The 14719-nt window shown below is 71.3% G+C and carries 17 protein-coding genes; 9 read left to right on the top strand and 8 right to left on the bottom strand.

The features are described from left to right. Positions 1-50 precede the first annotated feature (50 nt). Genes FHU34_RS18040 through rfbB form a run of 6 tightly spaced genes read right to left on the bottom strand, consistent with a single transcriptional unit; the run spans position 51 to position 5324 of the window. Positions 51-1079, bottom strand: a complete 1029-nt coding sequence (locus FHU34_RS18040; protein ID WP_145782009.1) for a glycosyltransferase family 2 protein — start codon at positions 1077-1079, stop codon at positions 51-53. Beyond that, a complete protein-coding gene (locus FHU34_RS18035; protein ID WP_244311719.1) occupies positions 1076-2380 on the bottom strand; it encodes a lipopolysaccharide biosynthesis protein in 1305 nt (434 codons plus the stop codon). Before FHU34_RS18035 ends, FHU34_RS18040 begins: the two co-directional genes overlap by 4 nt. Then, positions 2377-3078: a glycosyltransferase family 2 protein gene (locus FHU34_RS18030; RefSeq protein ID WP_145782007.1), complete on the bottom strand. Its 702-nt coding sequence runs from the start codon at positions 3076-3078 to the stop codon at positions 2377-2379. The genes FHU34_RS18035 and FHU34_RS18030 overlap by 4 nt, the downstream gene beginning before the upstream one ends. Continuing rightward, the gene (locus FHU34_RS18025) at positions 3071-3442 is read right to left on the bottom strand and encodes a DUF2304 domain-containing protein (protein WP_112673548.1); all 372 of its coding nucleotides are present in this window, start codon (positions 3440-3442) and stop codon (positions 3071-3073) included. The genes FHU34_RS18030 and FHU34_RS18025 overlap by 8 nt, the downstream gene beginning before the upstream one ends. After that, the gene (rfbD, locus tag FHU34_RS18020) at positions 3439-4326 is read right to left on the bottom strand and encodes a dTDP-4-dehydrorhamnose reductase (RefSeq protein ID WP_145782005.1); all 888 of its coding nucleotides are present in this window, start codon (positions 4324-4326) and stop codon (positions 3439-3441) included. The genes FHU34_RS18025 and rfbD overlap by 4 nt, the downstream gene beginning before the upstream one ends. Continuing rightward, complete coding sequence (rfbB, locus tag FHU34_RS18015) at positions 4323-5324, bottom strand: dTDP-glucose 4,6-dehydratase (protein WP_145782004.1); 1002 nt, start codon at positions 5322-5324, stop codon at positions 4323-4325. Before rfbB ends, rfbD begins: the two co-directional genes overlap by 4 nt. An 87-nt stretch (positions 5325-5411) precedes the next feature. On the opposite strand from rfbB, the gene rfbA reads away from it, so the two are divergent. The 4 genes from rfbA (at position 5412) to FHU34_RS17995 (ending at position 8621) form a co-directional block, all read left to right on the top strand. Further along, positions 5412-6302: a glucose-1-phosphate thymidylyltransferase RfbA gene (gene rfbA, locus FHU34_RS18010; RefSeq protein ID WP_145782002.1), complete on the top strand. Its 891-nt coding sequence runs from the start codon at positions 5412-5414 to the stop codon at positions 6300-6302. Further along, positions 6299-6922 carry a dTDP-4-dehydrorhamnose 3,5-epimerase gene (gene rfbC / locus FHU34_RS18005; protein ID WP_145782000.1) on the top strand — a complete coding sequence of 208 codons (624 nt, stop codon included), beginning with the start codon at positions 6299-6301 and terminating at the stop codon, positions 6920-6922. Before rfbA ends, rfbC begins: the two co-directional genes overlap by 4 nt. 68 nt (positions 6923-6990) lie before the next feature. Then, the gene (gene pafA, locus FHU34_RS18000; RefSeq protein ID WP_088989658.1) at positions 6991-8349 is read left to right on the top strand and encodes a Pup--protein ligase; all 1359 of its coding nucleotides are present in this window, start codon (positions 6991-6993) and stop codon (positions 8347-8349) included. 80 nt (positions 8350-8429) lie between these two features. Beyond that, positions 8430-8621, top strand: a complete 192-nt coding sequence (locus FHU34_RS17995; protein WP_145781999.1) for a hypothetical protein — start codon at positions 8430-8432, stop codon at positions 8619-8621. Here FHU34_RS17995 and FHU34_RS17990 read toward each other — a convergent pair. Further along, a complete protein-coding gene (locus FHU34_RS17990; RefSeq protein WP_145781997.1) occupies positions 8618-9706 on the bottom strand; it encodes a DUF3866 family protein in 1089 nt (362 codons plus the stop codon). The genes FHU34_RS17995 and FHU34_RS17990 overlap by 4 nt on opposite strands. 60 nt (positions 9707-9766) lie before the next feature. Beyond that, entirely contained in the window at positions 9767-10774 is a 1008-nt protein-coding gene (locus FHU34_RS17985; protein ID WP_145781995.1) for a cation diffusion facilitator family transporter, read from the bottom strand. A gap of 118 nt (positions 10775-10892) precedes the next feature. On the opposite strand from FHU34_RS17985, the gene FHU34_RS17980 reads away from it, so the two are divergent. The 5 genes from FHU34_RS17980 to tatC all read left to right on the top strand — a co-directional run bounded on the left by FHU34_RS17980 (position 10893) and on the right by tatC (position 14643). After that, positions 10893-11891, top strand: a complete 999-nt coding sequence (locus tag FHU34_RS17980; protein WP_145781993.1) for a helix-turn-helix transcriptional regulator — start codon at positions 10893-10895, stop codon at positions 11889-11891. Beyond that, positions 11888-12943, top strand: coding sequence for a helix-turn-helix transcriptional regulator (locus FHU34_RS17975; protein WP_145781992.1), 1056 nt, complete (start codon positions 11888-11890; stop codon positions 12941-12943). Before FHU34_RS17980 ends, FHU34_RS17975 begins: the two co-directional genes overlap by 4 nt. Before the next feature lie 10 nt (positions 12944-12953). Beyond that, the gene (locus FHU34_RS17970) at positions 12954-13199 is read left to right on the top strand and encodes a hypothetical protein (RefSeq protein ID WP_145781990.1); all 246 of its coding nucleotides are present in this window, start codon (positions 12954-12956) and stop codon (positions 13197-13199) included. A gap of 160 nt (positions 13200-13359) precedes the next feature. Beyond that, on the top strand, positions 13360-13674 hold the full coding sequence (gene tatA, locus FHU34_RS17965; RefSeq protein ID WP_145781988.1) for a Sec-independent protein translocase subunit TatA: 315 nt from the start codon (positions 13360-13362) through the stop codon (positions 13672-13674). Between the two features lie 18 nt (positions 13675-13692). Continuing rightward, positions 13693-14643: a twin-arginine translocase subunit TatC gene (gene tatC / locus FHU34_RS17960; RefSeq protein WP_145781986.1), complete on the top strand. Its 951-nt coding sequence runs from the start codon at positions 13693-13695 to the stop codon at positions 14641-14643. Positions 14644-14719 lie beyond the last annotated feature (76 nt).

Here is a 14719-nt window from a genome sequence, read left to right as displayed (position 1 = left end):
AGCGTCGGGGACCGCGGTGCGGTCCCCGACGCTTTTCGATGCCGGTCGGGTCAGCGGCGCTGCAGCAGCGGCCGGGCGAGGGCCCAGTAGCCGGCAGCGACCGCGTTGAAGACGCCCATGCCGGGGGGCGAGTCGACGTTAGAGGGGGCGACCCGGGCGGTCATCAGCTCGGCGATCACTCCGTCGGGCACGGTGCGTTCGGTCTGGAGTTGACGGCGGCGGGCACCGACCCAGGATCGGTTGCGCCACAGCCAACCCCAGCCGCGGGTCTTCTGCTTGGTCCAGCCGCCGGCCAGCGCGGCGGCGAGCATGGCGGCCTCGGTGAGCAGCAGCATCGGTGCGAGCACCACCAGCGTCCGAGTCTGGTACGCGGTGAGCAGGGTGACCAGCCGGTTGCGTTCCACCAGGTAGAGCTTCAGGTCGTTGCGGGAGAACTCGTAGTGGTGGCGCACGACGGCGTCGGGGACGTACTCCAGCCGCAGGCCGCGTTGCCAGAGCCGCAGGCTGAGTTCGGTGTCTTCGTGGTAGGCGAAGTATTCGGCCGCGAAGCCGTCGAGCTCCTGCCACCGCTGGCGGCTGATCACAAAGCAGCAGCCGCTGAGCGAGGGCACGCTGGTGCGTAGGGCGTGGGCGGTGGCGGGTTCGCCGTTGCCGCCCGCCCAGGACAGCCCGGTGAAGTGCAGCGGGTTGCCGGAGGTGTTGATCAACTCGGGAGTGTCGGCGAGCCGGATGGAGGCCATCGCGGCGCCGACGCCCGGTTCGGCGGCGACGGCTACGGTCTTGGCGAGGGCGTCCGGGGCGACGATGGCATCGGAGTTGACGAAGGCGAGCCAGTCACCGGTGGCCTCGGCGGCGCCGACCCGGCAGCCGCCGGAGTAGCCGGTGTTCTGTTCGGGGCGGACGACCCGCACCTGCGGGAAGCCCTTGACGATGTCGATGCCGTCGCCGGTGCAGCCGTTGTCGACGACGACCAGGTCGATGTCGATGTCGGTGCTGGCCAGGATGGCTTGGGCGGCGTCGACCAGGTACGGCTCGGCGCCGTAGGCGAGCATTACCGCAGTCACCTGTGGGCGGGTCATCGGATGCCTCCGGATACGGCGGGGGTGACGGCGTCAGTGAGGGGCGGGGTGGGGGGTCGGCGGATGCCGCCGCGCAGCAGCACTGCCATGGTGGCGGCCACGATGACGGAGCCGATGGTGTAGGCCAGCTCGACCCGGAGGATCACCGGGGCCGGGAGCAGTGTCACGATGATCAGGGCGGCGACGCCGACGGTCCAGGCGAGAGCCTGGGCGCGGTGCCGGTCGAGGGCGAGTAGGGCCTGGCCGAGCACCATCGCCCAGAGGTAGGCGAGTGTGGCGGCGGCCAGCCAGGCGAAGTCGCCGTGGCCGAGGACGCCGGGGGCGTCGAAGAGCACGCCGACCAGCCACGGGCCGAGCAGCACGGCGCCGACGGCCCCGGTGAGGCCGAGCGCGGTGACGATGCCCACCGCCCGGCGCAGCAGGCCGTAGAAGCCGGCCTGGTCGCCGGTGGTGGCGGTGGTGGCCAGGCCGGGCAGCAGTGAGGCCTGCATCGAACCGAAGACGAACAGCGGGATGCGGACCAGCACGAGGGCGGAGAGCAACGCGCCTGCCGCCGCGGTGTCGGAGGGGGCGAGCAACTGCAGGTTGATCACGCCGACGTTGACCACGACCTGGGAGAGCAGGCTGGATGCGGTGAGCAGCCCGAGGCCGCGCAGGAGGGTGGCCCAGGCGACCGGTGCGCCGCCGCCGATGGCGCGCAGTACTGGCGGCAGGGTGAGCAGCACGCTGGCCAGCGGGGCGACGACGAGCACGACGCCGTACCAGATGGGGGAGGTCACGCCGGCCAACCCGAGCAGGGCGACCATGACGATGCGCAGCCCGCCGTCGATGCCGAGTTGGGTTCCGTACCAGGGGAAGAGCTGCAGGCCGGAAAGGACGCCGCGGGTGGTGTAGGCGACGGCCATCGCGGCGAGTGCGCCGACGAGCACGGTGACCATGGTGCCGTCGCCGTGGAAGAGATGGTCGGCGAGGAGTTGGCGGCCGGCGGTGACGGCCAGCACCAGCACAGCGAGCATCGCGGCGGCGACGGTGACGCCCCGGGCGAGCACCGGCCCGGGGGGGAGCCCTTGGCTGTGCCGGGCGGCGACGACCCGGGCGACCTCCTGCTCGATCGGCATGAAGACGCCGATGCCGAGGGTGAACACGATCGACCAGAGCACCGACAGGCTGTTGTAGTCGGTCCCGCTGAGGCTGTGGCCGGCGACAGCGAGGTGGACGTAGGAGGCGATGCCAAGAAGACCCAGCCCGGCACCAACAGCGATGGTGCCGGGCGGGATCAGGCGTAGCAGGCGACTGATCACCGGCGAATGAGCGCCAGCGTGAGGACGGCGAATGCGCGACCGAGGTAGATCATCGCCCGGGCGGGGGAGTGGCTGGGCGTGCCGGCCATCCGCTTGCGCATGGCGACGGGCACCTGCTTGATGCGGTATCCGCGTCGGGCGGTGTGCACCAGGGTCTCCACCGTGTCACCGAGGTACTCGGCCGGGTACCAGGTGGCGAACATCTCGATGACCCGCCGGTTGGCGGCCCGGAAGCCGGAGGTGGTGTCGGTGAGTTTGGTGCGGGCGACCTTGGACAGCACGGCGGAGAGCATCACCATTGCCCAGCGGCGGGGGCCGCGGACGTTGTAGTCGCCCTCGCCGGCGAACCGGGCGCCGATGACCAGATCGTTGTCGTCGAGCAGGTCGACGAGCTTCGGGACGTACCGCGGGTCGTGCTGACCATCGGCGTCGATCTGGATGGCGACGTCGTAGTCGTTGTCGCGGGCGTAGCGGTAGCCGAGGCGCATGGCACCACCGACGCCGAGGTTGTACGGCAGTTTGGCGACGCGGGCACCAGCGGCCACGGCGACGGCCGCGGTGCGGTCGGTGGAGCCGTCGTCGACGACGAGGACGTCGACGCCGGGCAGTTCGCCGCGGACCTCGCCGACGACGTCGGCGATGGAGCCCGACTCGTTGAGAGCCGGGATGATGATCAAGGTGCGCTTGCCATTAACCATCGGTGGACACCAGTTCGTCTCGGGCTGCCCGGTCCGCGTCGATCTGTGCGCGGAGCAGGGCGAAGTCTTCGGCCAGGGTGCGGGTCTCTTCTTCGAGGGCGCTGACCTCCCAGCTCAGGTGCACGCACACGAGCAGCAGGAAGACGATGCCAAGGAAGAGCACCAGGCTGACACCGGAGGCGACGCCGAGGAGCTCAGCGACGTTGTCGAGCAGCCGGGGGAACAGTGACAGCGGGATCACGACGACCAGAACGGCGAGCCAGAGCATGCCGTACTTCTCGCGTAGCTGACGGCGGCGCAGCAGCTCGACGATGGTGCCGAGGAGCAGCAGGCCGGTCAGGCCGGTGACGAGGGTGAGCTTCATGCGACCTTCCACGGGGCGGGTGGAGCGGGGGAGCGGAACGCGTCAACCAGGGCGCTGTGCCAGTCGGGAAGCGGCGGCAGACCCGCGGCCGCCCAGCGGCTGTGCCCTAGCACACTGTACGCAGGCCGGGTGGCGGGACGCGGATACCGGTCGCTGGTGGTGGGTCGGATCCGGTCCGGATCCAGCCCGGCCAGCGCGAACGCGGCGCGGGCCAGCCCGTACCACGTCGTCTGCCCGGCGCAGGTGCCGTGGTAGACGCCCGGCGTCGCGTGCCCGGCCAGTGCCGCGTCGGCGAGTGCGACCAACCGCTCGGCGAGCGTGTACGACCAGGTGGGCTGGCCGTGTTGGTCGTCGACCACGTCGAGGTGTTCGTGCTGGGTGGCGAGCCGGAGCATGGTGGACACGAAGTTCGGGCCGTGCGCGCCGTAGAGCCAGGCGGTGCGGACGACGTACCCGGTGTCGGGGAGCAGCCGCGCGACGGCCTCCTCGCCAACCAGCTTGCCGCGTCCGTAGGCGTTGACCGGCGCGGTGGGCGTGTCCTCCGGGTAGGGGGTGCGCGCGTTGCCCGCGAGGACGTAGTCGGTGGAGACCTGGATCAACCGGATTCCGTCGGCGGCGCACGCCGCGGCCAGGTTGGCCACGCCCCCGCCGTTGACGGCGGTCGCCGCGGCCTCGTCGGTCTCGGCACCGTCGACGTTGGTCCAGGCCGCCGCGTTGATCACGACGTCGTGGCCGGTCACCGCGTTGCGGGCCGCGGCGGGGTCGGTGATGTCCAGGTCGGCGCGGGTGGCGGCGGTCACTTTCAGGTCGGGCCGGGCCGCCAGGACGGCGACCAGGTCGTGCCCGAGCATGCCGCCGGCGCCCGTGACGAGAACGCGACTCATGCGGTCGGTGCCGACTTCAGCGGTTCCCACCAGGCGCGGTTGTCGCGGTACCAGGCGACGGTGTCGGCGAGGCCCTGGTCGAGGGTGATGCTGGGGCTGTAGCCGAGCTCCTGGTGGATTTTGCTGATGTCGAGGGAGTAGCGGCGGTCGTGGCCCTTGCGGTCGGTGACGGGGACGACGCGGTCCCAGCCGGCGCCGCAGGCGTCCAGGAGCAGGCCGGTGAGTTCTTTGTTGGTCAGTTCGGTGCCGCCGCCGATGTTGTAGACCTCGCCGGCGCGGCCCTTCTGTTGGACCAGGGCGATGCCGCGGCAGTGGTCGTGGACGTGTAGCCAGTCGCGGATGTTGCCGCCGTCGCCGTAGAGGGGGACGGTGGCGCCGTCGAGGAGGTTGCTGACGAACAGCGGGATGACCTTCTCGGGGTACTGGTAGGGGCCGTAGTTGTTGGAGCAGCGGGTGACGACGACGTCCATGCCGTGGGTGCGGTGGTAGGCCAGGGCGAGCAGGTCGGAGCCGGCCTTGGACGCGGAGTAGGGGGAGTTCGGGGCGAGGGGCCAGGTTTCGGTCCAGGAGCCTTCGTCGATGGAGCCGTAGACCTCGTCGGTGGAGACGTGCACGAAGCGGCTGGTGTGGTGGCGCAGCGCGGCGTCGAGGAGGGTCTGGGTGCCCAGCACGTTGGTGGTGACGAACGGCGCGGCGCCGGCGATGGAGCGGTCGACGTGTGATTCGGCGGCGAAGTGCACGATCACGTCGTGGTCGGCGACGACCTCGTCGACGACGACCGGGTCGCAGATGTCGCCCTGCACGAACCGCAGCCGCGGGTCGTCGCGGACGGGGTCGAGGTTGGCCCGGTTGCCCGAGTAGGTCAGTTTGTCGAGCACGGTCACGACCGTCGGCTCCAGTGGCGGCACGCCGTCGGCACTGCCGAGGGGCTTGCCCAGCAACAGGCGAACGTACTCCGACCCGATGAATCCGGCTCCGCCGGTGACGAGGATCCTCACGGGTCGGGGAGTCTACGCGAAGTCAGGTGCTCCGGGTGGGGTGTGACCCCCCCGCGCGTTCGGCGTTTGTGCCGCTAGGCTCTCCCGGTGCGTGGAATCCTACTTGCTGGCGGCACCGGCTCCCGGCTCTGGCCGATCACCCGGGCGGTCTCGAAGCAGCTGATGCCGGTCTTCGACAAGCCGATGGTCTATTACCCGCTCTCCACCCTGGTGATGTCCGGGGTCCGGGAGATCCTGGTGATCACGACTCCGGACGACCAGGACCAGTTCCGCCGGTTGCTCGGCGACGGCAGCCAGTTCGGGCTGCGCCTGGAGTACGCCGCGCAGGAGCGCCCGGAGGGCATCGCGCAGGCGTTCATCCTCGGTGCCGACTTCATCGGCACCGAGTCGGTGGCGCTGGTCCTCGGCGACAACATCTTCCACGGTGTCGGCCTGGGCCGGCAGCTCGCCGCGCACGGCGACCCGGTCGGCGGGCGGGTCTTCGCCTACCAGGTGGCCAACCCGCAGGAGTACGGCGTGGTCGACTTCGACGACAGCGGGCGGGTGCTCTCGATTGAGGAGAAGCCGGCCCGGCCGAAGTCCCGCTACGCGGTTCCCGGCCTGTACTTCTACGACAACCGGGTCGTGGACATCGCCCGCAAGCTCACCCCGAGCGCTCGCGGCGAGCTGGAGATCACGGCGGTCAACGAGGTGTATCGGGAGACCGGCGAGCTGTCGGTGACCGTCCTGGACCGTGGGACCGCCTGGCTGGACACCGGCACGTTCACCTCGATGATGCAGGCGGCCGAGTTCGTCCGGGTCGTCGAGGAGCGGCAGGGTCTGAAGATCGGCTGCGTCGAGGAGGTGGCCTGGCGGGCCGGCCTCATCGACGACGACCAGCTGCGGGCGCTCGCCACGCCGTTGACCAAGAGTGGTTACGGCGACTACCTGCTCGGTCTGCTGGCCGAGCCGAACGGCCAGCACGGGGGCGCGTGGTGAAGATCCGGGAGCTGAGCATCGAGGGCGCCTGGGAGATCAGTCCCCAGCAGCACGGCGACCCGCGCGGCATGTTCATGGAGTGGTACCGCTTCGACAAGCTCGCCGACGCGGTCGGGCACCCCCTGCGGTTGGCCCAGGCCAACATGTCGGTCTCGGCGCGAGGTGTGGTGCGCGGCATCCACTTCGCCGACGTCCCGCCCGGGCAGGCCAAGTACGTCACCTGTGTGCGCGGAGCGGTCCTCGACGTGATCGTGGACCTGCGGGTCGGTTCGCCGACCTTCGGCCGTTGGGAGGGCGTCCGGCTGGACGACACCGACCGCCGGGCGGTCTACCTCAGCGAGGGGCTGGGCCACGGCTTCTGCGCGCTGACCGACGACGCGACGCTGAGCTACCTCTGCTCGGCCACGTACAACCCGACCGGTGAGCACGCGGTGCACCCGCTGGACGAGGAGCTGGGCATCGAGTGGCCCGCCGACGTCCCGCTGCTGTCCGCGCGCGACGACGCGGCGCCGACCCTCGCCCAGGCCCGCGAGCAAGGTCTGCTGCCGGAGTACGGCAACTGCCAGCGGTTCGTGTCGAGCCTTGGGCCGGACGGAATGTCGCACTCAACCGGTATGTGACCGCGCCCGGAGCACGACCTGTGGTGTGACAGTGACGAACGGGCCCTCCGGGCGGCTAATGTCACACCATGGAGCGGCGAATCTTCGGCCTCGAGACCGAGTACGGCGTCACCTGCACCTATCGCGGGCAGCGGCGGCTGTCCCCGGACGAGGTCGCGCGCTATCTGTTCCGGCGCGTGGTTTCCTGGGGTCGGTCGAGCAACGTCTTCCTGCGTAATGGGGCCCGTCTCTACCTGGACGTCGGGTCGCATCCGGAGTACGCGACACCGGAGTGCGACTCGGTGACCGACCTGGTCGCCCACGACCGGGCTGGCGAGCGGATCCTGGAGGGCCTGCTCGTCGACGCGGAGAAGCGACTGCACGACGAGGGCATCGCGGGTGAGATCTACCTGTTCAAGAACAACACCGACTCGGCCGGCAACTCGTACGGCTGCCATGAGAACTACCTGGTCTCCCGACACGGCGAGTTCGGTCGGCTCGCCGACGTGCTCATCCCGTTCCTGGTCACCAGGCAGTTGATCTGCGGGGCCGGCAAGGTCCTGCAGACCCCGCGCGGCGCGGTCTACTGCCTGTCGCAGCGGGCCGAGCACATCTGGGAGGGCGTCTCCTCGGCGACCACCCGCAGCCGCCCGATCATCAACACCCGTGACGAGCCGCATGCCGACGCCGAGCGCTACCGGCGGCTGCACGTGATCGTCGGTGACTCCAACATGAACGAGGTCACCACGCTGCTCAAGGTCGGCACCGCCGACATCGTGCTGCGGATGATCGAGGCCGGGGTGGTGATGCGCGACCTGTCCCTGGAGAACCCGATCCGGGCGATCCGGGAGGTGTCGCACGACATCACCGGCCGGCGCAAGGTGCGGCTGGCCAACGGCAAGGAGGTCAGTGCCCTGGACATCCAGCAGGAATACCTGGCCAAGGCCACCGAGTTCGTCGAGCGCCGGGGTGGCGACCAGGCCGCCAAGCGGGTCGTCGAGCTGTGGGGTCGGGTGCTCAACGCGGTGGAGACCGGTGACCTGGAACCGGTCTCCCGGGAGATCGACTGGGTCAGCAAGCTGCGGCTGATCGAGCGCTACCAGCGCAAGCACGACCTGCCGTTGTCGCACCCCCGGGTGGCGCAGATGGATCTCGCCTACCACGACGTGCGTCGCGGACGCGGCCTCTACGGGTTGTTGGAGCGCCGCGGTGAGGTCGACCGGGTGGCCACCGACCCGGAGATCTTCGAGGCGAAGGAGACCCCGCCGCAGACCACGCGGGCCCGGCTGCGCGGCGAGTTCATCCGGCACGCGCAGGAGAAGCGCCGCGACTTCACCGTCGACTGGGTGCACCTGAAGCTCAACGACCAGGCGCAACGCACAGTGCTCTGCAAGGACCCGTTCCGGGCGTACGACGAGCGGGTGGAGCGGCTGATCGCCAGCATGTGACCGGTGCGCCGGCCCCGGCGGCGGCGTGAGCCGACGGGGCCGGTCGCCCCGGCGCACCGTGCGGTTAAGCTGAGCGCGCCATGACGACTTCTGGACCTTCCGACCGCTCCGAACGCGGCGAGCGGCAGAACTGGGTCGAACGCCGGCGGGAGAAGATCCGCGCCGAGGTCGACCGTAACCGGCGCGGTGAGTACACCGTGCCGACGTGGGTGCTGGCCCTGGCGCTGGCCCTCATCGTGGGCGGCTGGCTAGCCCTGATCTTCCTGGCCTAGCCAGGGAGCTGGGTTACGGCGTGGCGGCCGGCGGCGGCCGCTGCCAGGAAGTACGCGTGGTCGGCGTCGAGGCCCCGACCCATCGTGGACAGCGGCACGGCGCTGGACCGCAACGCGGCGTCGAGACCGGTGGTGGGCACCCGGACGATCCGGTGTCGGGTCATCAGGGGCGCCAGCGACGCGTCCACCTCGGCGGCGAGGGCCGGATCCAGGTCCTCGGGCACCACCAGGTCCGCCGGGGCGAGCGCCACCCGGCCGTACGCGGTCAGGCTGTGGTGCGACACACCTCGGTGTCGAGGCCGGGGATCAGCGTCGGAGATGCGCAACGAGCCGACCGCCCGGCCGCCCAGTGTGGCGATCGCGTTGACCGCCTCACCGACCGCGACGCCGGAGAAGCCCCACCGGGTGCCGGTGCCCAGGTTGCCGGGCCCCTGGGCCACGATGGCCACGTCGGCGCCCAGCACGTGCCGGGCGGCGAGCAGACCGCCGTGCAGTGTGGTGGCTTCCAGGTCGCCGCCGAAGGACTGCCCGACGGTGATCGTGCCGGCCAGTTCCTCGCGCAGCCCGGCGAGGGTGCGGGAGAACCAGGCGGGCAGGGCCCCACCGTCGGTGAGCAGGTACGCCACCCGCGCCTGTGGGGCGTCGGCCCGGATGCCCGCCAGGATCGCCGGTAGCGCCGAGTGCAGGTCGGCGGTGACCACCGGCAGGCCGCCCAGGTCGTCCGCGTTGGCCAGCACGTCGCGGTGCGGTGACGCCTCCTCGTCCACGCCGAGCAGGATCGGTTGCAGCGGCGTGTAGCGGGCCTTCACCAGGTGCCCGGCGTCGCGGGTGTCGCCGACCGACGGAGGGTCTGGCGGCAGCCGGTCCGGCAGGGCCACCACCAGGGCGTACCCGCCGGTGCCCAACCCCATCAGCAGCGCGCCGGCGTTGAGCAGCACCCGGTCGCCGGGCTCGGGCGTACCGACCAGCTCGGGGTAGGCCAGTGCCCGCATGCGCGTGCCGTCGGGCAGGTCGACGTCGAGTTCCACCGCCCCGGTCCACTGCCGTCGCAGCGTCGCCACCGTCCCCGTACGCCATCGCACCATGACGGGCACGCTAGCCGCGCGGGCCTGACGGCCCGCGCCCGGGTGCGGCGGTGGCGCGGATCAGGTCGGCTCGGGGTCACCGCCGGCGTCCGGGCTCGGCCTGGCCTGGGTGTGCCGGGCGGTGCCGGTGGCCCCCGGCAGCGAACGGGTGGGATCGAGGAAGACGAAGCGGATCTCCCGGTACCGGCCGGTGAGCCGCCGCTCGGCCTCGTCGGCGGTGGCCTCGATCTCCGCGCCGGTCGCCTCGTCGCGGAAGTCGACCTTCGCGGCGACCAGGATGTCGTCCGGGCCGAGCTGCATGGTCAGCAGGGTGTCGATGCGCTCCACCTCGGGCAGCCCGGCCAGTTCCTGCTCGATCTCCTGGCGCAGTCGCTCCGGAACCGCCCGGCCGACCAGCAGCGACAGGTTGTTGGCGGCGAGGATCCCGGCGACCGCCAGAAGCAGCAGCCCGATCAGGATCGACGCGATGCCGTCCCACAGCTCGTCGCCGGTGGCGTGCGACAGGCCGACGCCGAGCCCGGCCAGCAGCAGACCGATCAGGGCCGCGCTGTCCTCCAGGAAAACGGCCTTGACGGTGGTGTCGGCGGTCAGTCGCAGGAACCGCCGGGGCGTGGTCTGCCAGCGTCGGGACTCACGGCGAACCTGACGCACGGCCCGGGTCAGGGAGACCGACTCGATGACGAACGACACCCCGAGCACGATGTACGAGATGAGGTAGTCGCCGCTGTGCTCGTGCACCAGGATCGTGGTGACGCCGTGGGTGACGGCGAAACCGGCGCCGGCGACGAAGGTGAACATCGCCGCGAAGAACGCCCAGACGTAGCTCTCCTTGCCGTACCCGAAGGGGTGCCGCTGGTCCGCCGGCCGGGAGCCGCGGCGTAGCGCCTGGTAGAGCAGCACCTCGGTGGTGGTGTCGGCGAACGAGTGCGCGGCCTCGGAGAGCATCGCGGCCGAGCCGGAGATCACCCCGGCGATCAGCTTGGCGATCGCGATGGCGAGGTTGGCGGCGCCCGCGACGATCACCGTGCCGACGCTCTCGCTCTCGGGCCTGGCCTCCGCTTGCGACATGAGGCTCACCCTATGACCGGATACGACGACGCGCCGGGGGAGCACCGATCCGAACAAGTGTGCGGCACGCCCCGCGCGGGTGCACGTCGTGGGCGCGTCGGCTGCTAGCGTCTACCGCGTGTCGCGGACCCGCACCGAACGCCTGGTCAACCTGGTGATCTGCCTCCTGTCCACGCGACGGTTCCTGACCGCCGCGCAGATCGCCGCGACCGTGCCCGGTTACGAGCATGATCCGGACGACGCGCGCGACCACGAAGCGTTCCAACGCAAGTTCGAACGGGACAAGGCCGAGCTGCGCGAACTGGGCGTGCCGCTGGAGACCGGCACGGCGAGCGCCTTCGACGCCGAGCCGGGTTACCGGATCGCCCACCGCGAGTACGCGCTGCCCGACATCCTCCTGGAGCCCGACGAGGCCGCCGCCGTGGGCATCGCCGCACGGCTGTGGCAGCACGCCGGGTTGGCCGCCGCGGCGTCGTCCGGGCTGGCCAAGCTGCGCGCCGCCGGGGTGGACGTGGACCCGCAGGCCACCCTCGGCCTGGAGCCAATGGTGACTGTCGACCCGGCGTTCGCGCCGTTGACCGCCGCTGCGCGGGACCGCCGCGAGGTCGGGTTCGACTACCGGGTGCCCGACCGGGACGCGCCGAGCCGTCGGCGGCTGCAACCGTGGGGCGTGGTCTGCTGGCGCGGCCGGTGGTACGTGGTCGGCCACGACCAGGACCGAGAGGCGACCCGCTGCTTCCGGCTGTCCCGGGTCGTCGGCGCGGTCCGGGTGACCGGTGCGCCGGGCGCGTACGAGCCGCCCGCCAACGTCGACCTGATCAGCCACGTGGCCCGTTGGTCGGGTCCGGTGGAGCGCACCGGCCGGGCCACCATCCTGGCCGCGTCCGGCCGGGCCGCCGGGTTGCGCCGCTGGGCGGTGGAGGTGACCACCGGGCCGGACGGCGACCGGCTGGTCCTGCCATACGCGGACCCGGACGGGCTGGCCGGTCACCTCGTCGGCTACGGCCCGGACGTGCGGGTGCTCGACCCGCCGGAGGTCCGCGAGGCCGTCATCCAACGACTCAAGGAGATCGCCGTCCGACACGACGAGCTGACCGTGAGCGGAGGTGCCCGGTGACTCGCCCGACCGCCCGGGCCGGCTCCCGCGCCTCGGCGGACCGGTTGGCCCGCCTGCTGAACCTGGTGCCCTACCTGCTGGCCCGGCCCGGCATCGAGATCGCCGAGGCAGCGGGCGATCTCGGCGTGACCGAGCGGCAGCTCCGGGAGGACCTGGAGCTTCTCTGGGTGTGTGGGTTGCCCGGTTACGGTCCCGGTGACCTGATCGACATGGCGTTCGACGGTGACCGGGTGACGATCACCTACGACGCCGGCATCGACCGGCCGCTGCGGCTCACCCCGGACGAGGCCCTCGCGTTGGTGGTCGCGTTGCGGATGCTGGCCGAGACGCCCGGCGTCGCCAACCGCGAGGCCGTCGAACGGGCCCTGGCGAAGATCGAGGACGCGGGGGACCTGGTGGGCGCGCCGGTGGCGGTCCGGCTGCCCGGTGACACCCGGCGGGTCGAGGCGCTCCGTGCCGCCGTGGAGGGCGGGAAGGCGCTCCGGATCACCTACTACACAGCTGCCCGGGACGAGACCACCGACCGCGTCATCGACCCGCTGCGGGTGCTGATGGTCGGTGGTCGGGCGTACGTGGAGGCGTGGTGTCGGCGCGCGGAGGCGGTCCGGCTGTTCCGCGCCGACCGGATCGACGCCATCACCGAGCTGGACGAGCCGGCCACTGTGCCGCCGCAGGCCGTGCCGCACGACCTCACCGAGGGGGTGTTCCGCCCCTCGCCCGACCTGCCGCTGATCACACTGCGCATCGGTCGCAGCGAGCGGTGGATCACCGAATATTATCCGTGCGAGCGGGTGGAGGCCGGCGACGGCGACCAGTGGCTCGTCTCCCTGCGGGTCACCGACCTGCTGTGGGCTCGCCGGTTCGTGCTGGGTCTCGGTCCGGAGGTCACAGTGGTCGCCCCGGTCGAGCTGGCCGAGCAGGTCCGGGCGACGGCCGCCGCAGCCCTGGACGCGTACGCCGTGCCCGCGCCCACCACGGCGCCCCGGCGACCCGAGGTCGACCAGGACAACGCGCCGTCGGGTGACCGGGCGGTGGCCGGCCACACCCAGTAGGCTGACCGCCGTGCTGATCTGGATCGTGCTCGCGCTGGTGCTGCTCCCTCTCGTGGCGCTCGCGCTGGCCGTGCGCCCGGTGCTGGCCCGGTTGCCTCAGCTGCGCCGCGCAGCCGTGGCGTTGCAGCGGCGGGCCGCCGAGGCCGAGGCGCTGCAGGACACCGCCGAGACGCTGCAGCAGCGGGCCGAGGGAGTCCAGCGTCAGCTCGATACCGCGTCCCGACGGCTCGCGGTGATCAAGGCGAAGCGCGGCTGACCGACCCCTCGTCCGGCGGCTGTTGACGGATCATCCCGGGTTGGTCAAGACTTCACCCTCCGGGCCAGACCACCACCACCCGGCGGGTGGCAGGCAGCCGATCCGCACGTACGATGGGCTGCGTACCACCCCCTCGGACACAGACCGACTGGAGCTTCTCATGGGTGCCCTCAAGCCGTGGCACATCGCTGTTCTCGTGGTTGTGCTGATCCTGCTCTTCGGTGCGAAGCGGCTCCCCGACGCGGCCCGTTCGCTGGGTCGGTCGCTGCGGATCATCAAGGCCGAGACCAAGAGCCTGCAGGACGACGACCGCGACCTCGCCGAGAAGGCCGACGCGCAGGCCGGCTACCAGCCGCTGCCGCCGCACGCCGGGCAGCAGGCGCCGTACGCCGGGCAGCCGCAGCAGCCGCCGTACCAGCAGGCGCCGCCGCAGCAGCCGGTCGCCGACCCGGTGCACCGCGTCCGCGACAACTGACCGAAGGGCACCACTGTCGTGGCCTTCGCCCTGCGCAAGCGCGGCCCGAGCACGTTCGAGCGGGCCGCCGACGGCTCGATGACGCTCATCGAGCACGTCCGCGAGCTGCGTAACCGTCTGTTCCGCGCGTCGCTGGCGATCCTGGTCGGCTTCGGCTTCGGGTTCTGGTTGGCCGAGCCGGTGCTGCACCTGCTCCAGCAGCCCTACTGCGATCTGCCGCAGGCCAGATATGTCGACGGCAAGTGCGAGTTCGTGCAGCTCGGCCCGGCCGACCTGTTCCTGCTCAACCTGAAGGTCGCGCTCTGGGTCGGGTTGATCGTGGCCGCCCCGGTGTGGCTCTACCAGCTCTGGGCGTTCATCGCGCCCGGCCTGCACCGGCACGAGCGGCGCTACGCGTACTTCTTCACCGCCCTGGCCGCGCCGCTGTTCGCAGCCGGTGCGGTGCTGGCGTACTTCGTCACGGCCAAGGGCCTGGAGTTCCTGCTCAGCATCTCGGCCAACGAGATCAGCACGACCCTGGAGATCACTAAGTACATCTCCTTCGTCACCAACCTGATCCTGTTGTTCGGAGTGGCCTTCGAGTTCCCGCTCGTCGTGCTGATGCTCAACTTCGTGGGCATCGCCAGTGCGAAGCGGCTGCTCAGCTGGTGGCGGGTGGCGATCTTCGTGTTCTTCGCCTTCTCCGCCGTGGTCACTCCCACCCCGGACCCGTTCGGGATGACCGCCCTGGCGCTCTGCCTCTCCGCGCTCTACTTCGGTGCGGTGGGCATCGCCTTCATCAACGACAAGCGGCGTGGGCGCGGCAAGGAGGTCTACGCCGGCATCGACGACGACGAGGTGTCGCCGTTGGAGTTCGACGCGGACCCGGTCGTGGCCGGGCAACGGGTCGACGCGGCGGAGCCGATCGGCGTACCCGAGCCGGTCGCCAAACCGGCGCCGATCGAACGTCGCTACGACGACATGACCTGACGGCCCCGCGCCGACCGGTCAGCCGACGCCGTCCCCGTCTTTCGGGGGCGGCGTCGCCGCGTCACCCCGAGCGTCG

It is taken from the genome of Micromonospora taraxaci (assembly GCF_007830095.1).
GTDB classification, from domain to species: Bacteria; Actinomycetota; Actinomycetes; order Mycobacteriales; family Micromonosporaceae; genus Micromonospora; species Micromonospora taraxaci.
Note: the sequence above shows the minus strand (reverse complement) of the source record. Positions and strands in the feature narration are given on the sequence as shown.

What these genes read in the sequence shown, in the direction of transcription:
- FHU34_RS18040 (WP_145782009.1), bottom strand. Translation starts at nt 1,079, where the DNA reads ATGACCCGCCCACAGGTGACTGCGGTAATGCTCGCCTACGGCGCCGAG.
- FHU34_RS18030 (WP_145782007.1), bottom strand. Translation starts at nt 3,078, where the DNA reads ATGGTTAATGGCAAGCGCACCTTGATCATCATCCCGGCTCTCAACGAG.
- FHU34_RS18025 (WP_112673548.1), bottom strand. Translation starts at nt 3,442, where the DNA reads ATGAAGCTCACCCTCGTCACCGGCCTGACCGGCCTGCTGCTCCTCGGC.
- rfbD (WP_145782005.1), bottom strand. Translation starts at nt 4,326, where the DNA reads ATGAGTCGCGTTCTCGTCACGGGCGCCGGCGGCATGCTCGGGCACGAC.
- pafA (WP_088989658.1), top strand. Translation starts at nt 6,991, where the DNA reads ATGGAGCGGCGAATCTTCGGCCTCGAGACCGAGTACGGCGTCACCTGC.
- FHU34_RS17995 (WP_145781999.1), top strand. Translation starts at nt 8,430, where the DNA reads ATGACGACTTCTGGACCTTCCGACCGCTCCGAACGCGGCGAGCGGCAG.
- FHU34_RS17990 (WP_145781997.1), bottom strand. Translation starts at nt 9,706, where the DNA reads ATGGTGCGATGGCGTACGGGGACGGTGGCGACGCTGCGACGGCAGTGG.
- FHU34_RS17985 (WP_145781995.1), bottom strand. Translation starts at nt 10,774, where the DNA reads ATGTCGCAAGCGGAGGCCAGGCCCGAGAGCGAGAGCGTCGGCACGGTG.
- tatA (WP_145781988.1), top strand. Translation starts at nt 13,360, where the DNA reads ATGGGTGCCCTCAAGCCGTGGCACATCGCTGTTCTCGTGGTTGTGCTG.